General features: G+C 36.8%; 4 protein-coding genes. All 4 read right to left on the bottom strand.

Annotation, left to right across the window (positions count from 1 at the left end; genetic code table 11):
* Positions 1–258: 258 nt before the first annotated feature.
* The 4 genes from PN497_RS25720 to PN497_RS02715 all read right to left on the bottom strand — a co-directional run bounded on the left by PN497_RS25720 (position 259) and on the right by PN497_RS02715 (position 3,363).
* Positions 259–1,086, bottom strand: coding sequence for a uroporphyrinogen-III synthase (locus PN497_RS25720; protein ID WP_334310604.1), 828 nt, complete (start codon positions 1,084–1,086; stop codon positions 259–261).
* 73 nt (positions 1,087–1,159) lie between these two features.
* Positions 1,160–1,873 (bottom strand): uroporphyrinogen-III C-methyltransferase, encoded by a 714-nt coding sequence (cobA, locus tag PN497_RS25715; protein WP_096572253.1) that lies wholly within the window; start codon positions 1,871–1,873, stop codon positions 1,160–1,162.
* A 55-nt stretch (positions 1,874–1,928) separates the two neighbouring features.
* Positions 1,929–2,390 (bottom strand): tetratricopeptide repeat protein, encoded by a 462-nt coding sequence (locus tag PN497_RS02720; RefSeq protein ID WP_096572252.1) that lies wholly within the window; start codon positions 2,388–2,390, stop codon positions 1,929–1,931.
* Between the two features lie 31 nt (positions 2,391–2,421).
* Positions 2,422–3,363, bottom strand: a complete 942-nt coding sequence (locus PN497_RS02715) for a homogentisate phytyltransferase (RefSeq protein ID WP_096572251.1) — start codon at positions 3,361–3,363, stop codon at positions 2,422–2,424.
* Positions 3,364–3,522: the final 159 nt, after the last annotated feature.

Genomic DNA, 3,522 nt, shown 5'->3' with positions numbered 1-3,522 from the left:
GGTTTGCTGAAAAAGTCTCTTCGTTAAGGCAGGGAATAGGCAAGAGTTTGGGTGATCTGTTAGTAACCAATTCTTTGAAATTTCACCCGGAAAATGCACGCTTTTAGGAGTATACCCCTGAAAAATCCTGCACTGATTTCCCAATTTTTCACCTGAAACCCTTGATTTATCAAGGTTTTGAGTTTATTCAGCAAGCCCTAGTTAGTTATTAATTTATTATATTTACCCAATCACCAATCACCAATCACCAATCACCAATCACTTATGCGCCCATTGAATAATTGCTTTGAGTAAACCTTCAGCAGTGTATTCTTCTGCTTCTATATCAACTCTACCAAATAAATCAAAACAAGTTTTAGTTGTTTGGGGACCGATGGAAGCTATGCAAGTTTTATCTAGATAATGTGTAATTCCTTCTGGAAATTTCGTTGCTGTTAATAGACAGAAAAATTGTACAGTTTTGGAACTAGCAAAGGTAATTACATCTAAAGAGTGGTTTTGCAAAGCTTTTTCTGCTGCTGGGGGAATAGTTTGAGGACAGAAAGATTCATAAGCGGGAACTTCTTTGACTTCTGCACCCTGAGAAGTTAATTCTTGGACTAAAACTTGTCTTCCTCCGCTTTCCACTCTGGGAAATAAAATCTTTTTACCTGCTAAATTTTCAGGAAAGTTAATAACTAAAGAGTCAGCGATAAAGTGAGGAGGAATAAAATCTGGTTGAATATCGTGTTTTGCCAGACTTTGGGCGGTTTTTTGACCCACAACAGCAATTTTTACCTTAGCTAAGGCGCTTTTATCTTTAGCTTTAGCTTGAAGTCTCTCAAAAAAGTAATCTACACCGTTAGTGGAGGTGAAAATTAACCAGTTGAAAGTTGATAACTGAGATATTGCCTCATCTAAAGCTCTCCAACTGGTAGGAGGTCCAATTTCTAAAGCTGGTAGTTCAATAACTGTAGCACCTTCGGCAGTCAGGCGATCGCTAAATTGGCTAGACTGTCCCACAGAACGGGTAACGAGAATGGTTTTCCCTGCGAGGGGAAAAGTAGGAGGATGGGGGGATGGGGAGATAGGTATATTACTATGCACGATTTTATAGTTGTAAGAGGAGCAGTTTAGCAATTTATGTTTAGCAATTTATAATATTCTATATTTTTTCATATTACAGGAACTTCCGTAATCCTACAACTTCACCAATAACAATTACAGATGGGGATAAATATAAACCCGTAGTTTTTGTCAAAATATTACCTAGTTCACCTGTCCAGACTTCTTGACTGGGAGTTCCTGCCCAACGGATGATAGCAATGGGTGTGGATTGCGACTTTCCATATCTTAGCAGTTGATGGACAATCTCCGCCAGATTTTTTCCCCCCATCAAAATTACTAAAGTTTCTAATCTTGATAATGCTTCCCAGTCTAAAACCTCTGGTTCGTGTGCTGTTAACACTGCAAAACAGCGACTGAGTACGGTATCTGTGAGGGGTATTCCTGCTAATAAAGGTGCTGCTAAAGCTGAAGAAATTCCTGGTATGACTTCATACTCACAACCCGCAGATTTTAACGCTTCTATTTCTGAAATACAACGTCCAAAAATAAACGGATCACCTGATTTGAGTCTAACAACTTGTTGACCTTCTCGGCAATACTTCACCAATAAACTGTTAATTTCTCCTTGGGGTGTGCTGGGTTTACCTCCGCGTTTACCCACATCTAATTTTAAACAATTTGGTGGTACACATTCTAATAATTCCTTATCTACTAAAGCATCATAAATTAAAACCTCAGCAGATGCCAAGAGACGAAAAGCTTTCACTGTTAAATATGCCACGTCTCCAGGGCCTGCACCAACGATGTAAACTTTTTTTTTGGTCATTGGTAATTGGTAATTAATTATTTACTGTCACCTGTCACCTGTCACCTGTCACCTGTCACCTATTACCTATCTCTTTCAGAATTTTCTCGATAGTTGCTGCTTTTTGCGGTTGACGTTGTTTCTGAAATAGTGCTTTTGATGTTTGTAAATTTTGGAGTGCTTCTGCTTTTTCGTCTTGCAATAATTGAATATTTGCTAACCTTAAATAAGCATCAGGATTTTTGGGACTGCGAGTAATTACATCATTAAATACTTCCTTAGCTTCTTCAATTTTTCCTTGATGGTTTAACAAATCACCTAATAACAACCTCACTACATCATTAGTAGAATTTATTGCTATTACTTGCCGAAAAGCTGCTTCTGCACCTGCATAGTCTTTTGCTTGAAAAAGATTAACTCCTTTTTGAAATAAATTTGAGGTTATTAATGTTTTAACGGCAAAATAAATCAGAAAGCTGATACTAACAGTGACTGAAGAAATGGCAATTATATTACTCAGTTGTGAATTTTCCAACATCATTGTAAATCCCTGTAAATCCCTGGTCTAACTAAGCTAAAATAGCAGCAATAGGAAAAATGAGATATTCTATAAAAAATAGTTTCCAGATAAACTGATAAAATTGAGCAATTTCGCTTTTGTTTTGCAAGTCCACTTTTTGACTTTTTCTCCAGATTAAAACTAAGGGTATAAGATGACTAATAAAGAGAAATATAGGATTCACTTCAGCTAATCTGAATATACCCACAAACATCATCCCTAGATAACAAACTGTTAATACCCAAAGGGCGAGTTTAAATACTTTTCTTTGTCCTAATTGTATAGTAAAAGTGGTAATATTATAAAGTTTGTCTCCTTCTAGATCGGGAATATCTTTAAAGATGGCGATCGCAAATGTAAACACCAAGATAAACGCTGTCAAAACCCACACCGCACTGGGTATACCTTGGCTTCTTTGGAATAACCAACTAAAATGTAAAAACAGTCCTAAATTAACAATAGTTCCCCGCACGGAAAAAATACACAAAGCTGCCCAAAAAGGAAACTGTTTTAAACGAATAGGTGGTAAAGAATAAGCAGTACCAATTAATAAACTTATCCCCACCATTCCCAACAAATATGGTCCATTTAGCCAAGCTACAACCAAAGCTAAAATACCAGTAATAACAACTATTAAAGTTCCTTGTTCTCTAGAAAATTCTCCTGAAGCTAAAGGTAAATGAGGTTTATTAATTTTGTCAATATCTACATCTTGTAATTGATTCAAACCAACAATATAGATATTACCAGCAATACAAGCTAACCAAGTTCCGAAAATCTGCCCTAAATGAACTACAGAAAAACTTGTAGAAGTGACACCAAGGGTCAGTAAATATAAACCGAAAACACTTAAACTTGTGCCAATAATAGTATGTGGACGGGAAAACTTCCAAAAAGCATAAAGCCAACTTCCTGGAAAAATAGGTGAATTTTGTTGAAAAAATTGATTCATTACTCGATTTTAGATTTTAGATTTTGGATTTTACCGCAGGGAATAGGGAACAGGGGAGAAAAAGGTTTTTCCCAGTCACCAGTCACCAGTCACCAGTCACCAATCACCAGTCACCAGTCACCAATCACCAGTCACCAATCACCAGTCACCAATCACCAG

It is taken from the genome of Sphaerospermopsis kisseleviana CS-549 (assembly GCF_028329225.1).
Classification (GTDB): Bacteria; Cyanobacteriota; Cyanobacteriia; order Cyanobacteriales; family Nostocaceae; genus Sphaerospermopsis; species Sphaerospermopsis kisseleviana.
Note: the sequence above shows the minus strand (reverse complement) of the source record. Positions and strands in the feature narration are given on the sequence as shown.